This window comes from Microbacterium sp. (assembly GCF_029263575.1).
Classification (GTDB): Bacteria; Actinomycetota; Actinomycetes; order Actinomycetales; family Microbacteriaceae; genus Microbacterium.
In genome coordinates this window covers 1-5,724 of the sequence record NZ_JAJUFV010000170.1, presented here as the reverse complement: position 1 = coordinate 5,724, position 5,724 = coordinate 1, and the positions used below count along the sequence as shown (strand labels likewise).

At 65.3% G+C, this 5,724-nt stretch carries 6 protein-coding genes; 4 read left to right on the top strand and 2 right to left on the bottom strand.

What is annotated here, in order from left to right:
* The 3 genes from Q1J95_RS13760 to Q1J95_RS13750 all read left to right on the top strand — a co-directional run.
* A partial coding sequence (locus tag Q1J95_RS13760; RefSeq protein WP_300268517.1) for a branched-chain amino acid ABC transporter permease occupies window positions 1-819 on the top strand: 819 nt, incomplete at its 5' end.
* Window positions 820-821: 2 nt separating this feature from the next.
* Window positions 822-2,639 carry a branched-chain amino acid ABC transporter ATP-binding protein/permease gene (locus Q1J95_RS13755; protein WP_300268519.1) on the top strand — a complete coding sequence of 606 codons (1,818 nt, stop codon included), beginning with the start codon at window positions 822-824 and terminating at the stop codon, window positions 2,637-2,639.
* Window positions 2,632-3,351, top strand: coding sequence for an ABC transporter ATP-binding protein (locus Q1J95_RS13750; protein WP_300268516.1), 720 nt, complete (start codon window positions 2,632-2,634; stop codon window positions 3,349-3,351). Before Q1J95_RS13755 ends, Q1J95_RS13750 begins: the two co-directional genes overlap by 8 nt.
* On the opposite strand, the gene Q1J95_RS13745 is transcribed toward Q1J95_RS13750, so the two are convergent.
* Window positions 3,348-3,899, bottom strand: coding sequence for a nuclear transport factor 2 family protein (locus Q1J95_RS13745; RefSeq protein ID WP_300268514.1), 552 nt, complete (start codon window positions 3,897-3,899; stop codon window positions 3,348-3,350). The genes Q1J95_RS13750 and Q1J95_RS13745 overlap by 4 nt on opposite strands.
* Complete coding sequence (locus Q1J95_RS13740) at window positions 3,899-4,738, bottom strand: SDR family NAD(P)-dependent oxidoreductase (protein ID WP_300268513.1); 840 nt, start codon at window positions 4,736-4,738, stop codon at window positions 3,899-3,901. Before Q1J95_RS13740 ends, Q1J95_RS13745 begins: the two co-directional genes overlap by 1 nt.
* A 76-nt stretch (window positions 4,739-4,814) precedes the next feature.
* Here Q1J95_RS13740 and Q1J95_RS13735 point away from each other — a divergent pair, with 76 nt between their 5' ends.
* Entirely contained in the window at window positions 4,815-5,633 is an 819-nt protein-coding gene (locus Q1J95_RS13735) for an SDR family oxidoreductase (RefSeq protein ID WP_300268511.1), read from the top strand.
* Window positions 5,634-5,724: the final 91 nt, after the last annotated feature.

Genomic DNA, 5,724 nt, shown 5'->3' with positions numbered 1-5,724 from the left:
TACGCGCTGGTGGCGATCGGCTACAATGTCGTCTTCCTGTCTCAGAAGACCTTCAACTTCGCGCAGGCGGCGCTGATGATGCTGGGTGCGTTCCTCGCCTACGTCGGAATCGTCGTCTGGGATCTGCCGTGGTGGATCGTCGCGATCGGCGCAGCCGTCATCGTGGGTGCGATCGCCGCGCTCGAAGAGCGTATCGCGATTCGTCCGGTGAAGGACCCGCACAACCTGCTGGTCACCACCCTCGGTGCCTCCATCATCATGGAGGGTATCGCGCAGGTGATCTGGGGCGGTGAGCCCAAGCGTGTGCCCTTCTTCATGGGAGACCAGGTGCTCGAGGTCTTCGGCGGTCGTGTCTACCCGGCTGAGATCGCGCTGATCATCGTGGTCATCGTACTGGTGATCGCGCTCACCCAGTACGCCAAGCGCAGCACGACCGGTATCGCCCTGCTGGGCATGAGCGAGAACCGCGAGGCCGCGCAGCTGCGTGGTGTCAACGTGCGTCGCTTCGCTCTAATGGCCTTCATCTTCACCGGTGTTCTCGCCGGTCTCCTCGGCGTCTTCGTCGGTCCGAAGACCTACGCCGTCGCGACCCTGGGGGCATCGCTTGCTCTGAAGGGCTTCGTCGTGCTCGCCATCGGCGGCTTCGGTTCACTGGGCGGCGTGCTCGTCGGTGGGCTCATCGTCGGGTTGGCCGAGGCGCTTGCCACGCGCTATATCGGCGCGGACTTCGCGGGGATCACCGTGTTCCTCATTCTTATCGTGATCCTGATGGTCAAGCCGACGGGGCTGTTCGCCCGTCGCGTAGAACGGACGGTGTGACCATGGCCCGTTTCTGGTTGAAACTGCGTGCGATCCCGGGGTGGGTCTGGCCGCTCGCGTGTGGTGTCGTGCTGCTGGCGCTGCCCTTTCTCGGGCTCGGCTACTCTGCGACGCGACAGATCGAGCTGACTCTTCTTCTGGCGCTGATCGTCGTGGGGCTGAACCTGTCGCTCGGCTACGCGGGTGAACTAGCGATGGGGCAGGTCGCGATGTACGCGGCCGGAGCCTATGCGGCTGGAATGGCGAATAAGGCCGGGGTCACGGACATCTGGATTCAGATTCTGATCGGTGCGGCTGTGGCGCTCGTCGTCGGACTCATCTCAGGAATTCCGGGACTGCGTCTGGGCAGTTGGTCACTGGCGATGACGTCGTTCTTCCTGATTCTGATCGTGCCCGATGTGCTGTCGATCTTCAAAGAAGAGACCGGTGGCCGCAACGGCCTGGCCGGGCTGACACCGGCGACCTCGTTCGGGCAGCTGATCGACAGCCGTACCTACTACCTGATCATCGTGGGCGTGGCGATCGTCGTGTTCGCGCTGATCCGCAACCTCGTCGTCTCCGGGCACGGCACCGCTCTGCGTGTGCTGAAGCAGAGCCCGGTGCTAGCGTCGTCGATGGGCATCTCGGTGTTCCGCGCCAAGCTCACCGCCTATGCGATGGGCGCGGTCCCGGCCGGTATCGCGGGGGCGCTGTTCGCGAACCTCGACCTGTTCATCTCTCCGGAGGCATTTGCCTTCTCGTTTGCGATGACTGTGCTTGCCGCGTCGATCTTCGGTGGATCGGCGAGTGTGTATGGCGCTCTCATCGGGGCGGCCGTGCTGCAGTTCGGCATGAACCAGTCGACGAACTTCAGCAAGTTCGGATTGATCATCTCCGGTGCGTTCCTGCTCATCGGCGGTGTCGCCTTCACCGGCGGTCTCGCCGGGCTCATGCGCAAGCTTCTGCGCAAGGCGGACTTTGCCGCGAAGGCGAAGGCCGGGATAAGGGCTCCGAAGGTCGCCGCTGGCTCTGTCGAGAAGCTCGACGGAGCCCTCCTTCGTGCCGATGGCGTCTCGAAGGCGTTCGGTGGAAACCAGGCGCTGTCGAAGGTCTCCGTCGAAGCGAAGCCCGGAGCGGTCACGGCCATCATCGGGCCGAACGGATCCGGGAAGACCACTCTGCTGAACATGATCTCCGGGTTCTACCGGACGGATGCCGGAAGCATCGAGCTGGACGGACAGAAGATCCAGGGATTGCCGTCGTACAAGGTCGCCCGTGCCGGCGTCTCGCGAACGTTCCAGACCCCGAACATTCCTGAGAAGCTGACGGTGCTCGAGTCAGTCGAAGCAGGTCGATACGCAAGTGGCCGTTCGAGCGTGCTCGCCTCGGTGCTGCGTCTTCCGGCGTTCTGGCGTTCACGTAATGATGGACGCGAGGCCGCGGAACGCGCACTGGCGTTGGTCGGCCTCAGCGAGCAGCGCGATGAGATGGCCGATTCGCTTCCGCTGGGGAACCGGCGTCTACTTGAAGTGGCACGAAGCCTTGCCGCATCGCCGAAGGTCGTGCTGTTGGACGAGGTCGCCTCCGGTCTTGATGAGGACGAACTTGAGGTTCTGGAAGGACTCATCGTGCGGCTGCGCGATGCGGGCATGACGGTGATCCTCGTCGAGCACAACTTCCAGCTCGTACTCCGGTTGGCCGATGACATCTACGTCCTCGCTCAGGGCGCGGTGATGGCGCATGGAACGCCGGACGAAATCGAAAGCAACCCGCGCGTCATGGAGGAGTACCTCGGAGTGACGGCAGAGGCCAATTCGGCAGGAGGCGCCGACGATGAGTGATGTGCTGTTGGAGGTGTCCGGTCTGCAGACCGGGTATGGCGATCTGACCGTGGTGCGCGACGTGTCGCTCACCGTCCGTCAGGGCGAGATCACCGTGCTTCTCGGGCGCAATGGCGCGGGTAAGACCACCACGCTGCGCGCGATCACCGGGCTCAACAGGGTCCAGGGCGGCACGGTGTCGTACCTTGGCGGTGCCCTGACCGAGGCCGCGCACAAGCGCGTCGCGCGCGGCATCTCGTACGTACAGGAGGGCAAGAAGGTCTTCCACGAGCTGACTATCGAGCAGAACCTCATCCTCGGCGGTTTCTCGCGCGGCGTCGGCAAGCGTGAGCTCATCTCCGCCGCGGAGGAGATCTATCAGCTGTTTCCGATCCTGGGCTCCAAGCGGGCATTGGCGGCGGCGAGCATGTCGGGTGGTCAGCAGCAGATGCTGGCGATCGGCCAGGCGCTGATGGCGAAGCCGAAGCTTCTCATTCTCGACGAGCCGAGCCAGGGTCTGGCGCCGGTGATCGTCAAGGAGGTCATGGAGCGCGTGCACGAGCTCAAGGGCACCGGCCTCGGGATCCTTCTCGTCGAGCAGGCGGTTCAGGATTCCGTTGCCATCGCCGATGAGGTCACCGTGGTCGAGATGGGACGCACGGTGCTGTCGGGATCGGCACGCGACGTCTCGGTTGACGACTTGCAGCAGGCGTACTTCGGTAAAGCCAGTTAGTGATCGGATGCGTCGGACGCGGCGGGGAGTGCACCCGCTGCCCGGCGCACCTGATCGCGGCACGCTGAGAGAGGATCCCCGGGACCGCGCCAGCCGCGCGGTCCGTCGCCTTCGGGGCGCACCATACGTCCGGCATCCGATCGGGTCCACTCGCGTACAGCGTGCCGTTCGACGATGCGCCAGCCTTCCGGGTCACGGCGCACATGATCGAGGTAGCGGAAACCGCTGGTGAAGTTGTGCGCGGCGTCATCGACCTGCGATGACCAGTGCACTGCCGTGCCGTAGGTCTCCGCGAACGCGTGTTCGCCGAAGAATTCCACCTGGTGGTTGCCGATCAGGTGCATCGTGCCGTCGAAATCAGCCGTGCGCGCCTTCAGCCATTCCACGTACTCGGCAGCGGGGCCGCTGAATCCGGTGTGCCGGTCGACGCCATCGGCGGCATAGATCGCGAGAACGGCGGGGTAGTCGGCGCGGTCGACGGCGCGGCAGTACCGCAGCATCAGATCGTGGATCTCCTGCCGTGCCCGCATCTCTTCGACGATGTCCATCAGGCGCCGTCCGGCATGTTGGTCCATCCGCGTCCGGCGGCCTTGCCATACCAGCCCGATGCGGCGAGAGTTCCACCGTCTACGGGGATCGTGTGCCCGGTGATGAAGGATGCCTCGTCGGAGGCGAGGAAGGCCACCACGCCGGAGAAGTCGTCTGGGCGACCGAAGCGTCCGGCCGGCAGCCACGAGCGCAGAAGCGCGGGGTCACGCCCGGCGAGCATGAGCTCCGCCGGGGTCTGTTCGGTATCGGCCAGGTCAGGAGCGATGGCGTTGACACGGATGCCGGACGGGCCGAGCTCGACAGCGAGGCTCTTCGTGAACGCCGACACGCCGGCGTTGTAGGCCGAGTACACCGCGTTGCCCGGGATGCCGCGAAACGCCTCGACCGTGGAGACGTTGATAATCGACCCACCACCGGCGGCGATCATTGTCGGCAGCATCGCGTGGGTGACGGTGAAGACATGCCAGAGGTTGATCTCGTGCAGCCGGCGCCACTGTTCGGGTGGGCTCTTGGCGAAGAAGGATTTCGCGGGGCGGAAGTCTCCGACGTTGTTCACGAGGACGTCGACGCCCCCGCGGCGGGACACCTGCTCGGCGATTTCGGTCACGACGGTGTCGTCGGTGATGTCGCCATAGACGAGGGTGCATTCACCGCCGTCGGCCATGATCTCGTCGCCGGCGGCATCCGCTGCGGCCCTGTCGATATCGACGAGGATCACGTGGTCGCCGTCACGGGCGAAGCGCCTGCTGATTGCGCCGCCGATGCCCAGCGCTCCGCCGGTGACGACCACCGTGCGGGCGGGGTGAGCGTGAGGTGTGGATACGCCGTTGCTGTCCATTAAACAAACCTAGCATTTGGTTGGTACGATGAGAATGCAGCGCGGCGAAGCGCTGCGCTGACGAAGAGGAGCAGGTGTGAGCGTGGTCTTGGATTTCTCAGGCAAGGTCGTAGCGGTCACCGGTGGCGGCCGGGGTGTCGGCGCCGGCATCGTCGCGGCATTCCTCGAAGCAGGGGCGCACGTCGAGATCTGTGGACGATCCATCCCCGAGGCGCTCCCGGGCCACAGCACGGCTGAGCCGACCTTTCGCCCGGTCGATGTACGCGACCCGGGCGCCGTCGACGGCTGGATCGCCGACATCCTTGCGCGACATGGGCGACTCGACGTCCTCGTGAACAACGTCGGCGGCTCGCCGTTCGGCCGATTCGAGACGGGATCGCCGCGTTATCTGCAGGCGATCACCGAGATCAACTTCCTCTCGGCCGCATTCGCATCGCGTGCGGCTTACGAGTCCCTCCGCGCCTCTCAGGGCGCGGTCATCAACATCACCTCGATCAGCGCGCGTCGCCCCAGCCCCGGCACCGCCATGTACGGTGCGGCGAAGGCGGCGCTGGAGAGTCTGACGACGAGCCTCGCGACCGAGTGGGCCCCGGAGGTTCGCGTCAATGCGGTCAGCTGCGGGCTGGTGGCCACCGACGGCGCCGTCGACCACTACGGCACGCCCGAACAGTACGCTCGCGTCGCACAGACGATCCCGCGCGGGCGCCTGGCCGCGCCCGAAGAGATCGGAAACGTCTGCGTCATGCTGGCCTCCCCCTATTCGTCCCATGTCACCGGTGCGGTACTGCCGGTCGACGGCGGTGGCGAATGGCCGGCTTTTCTCGCGCACACACCCAACGCCGACATCGTCACGCGGGCCGACCGGCCCGAGCACACCGGAGGAGAACAACCATGACCGAAGCAGTTATCGTCTCTGCAGCACGTTCGCCGATCGGCCGCGCGTTCAAAGGCAGTCTGAAAGACGAACGCGGCGACGACCTCGCCAC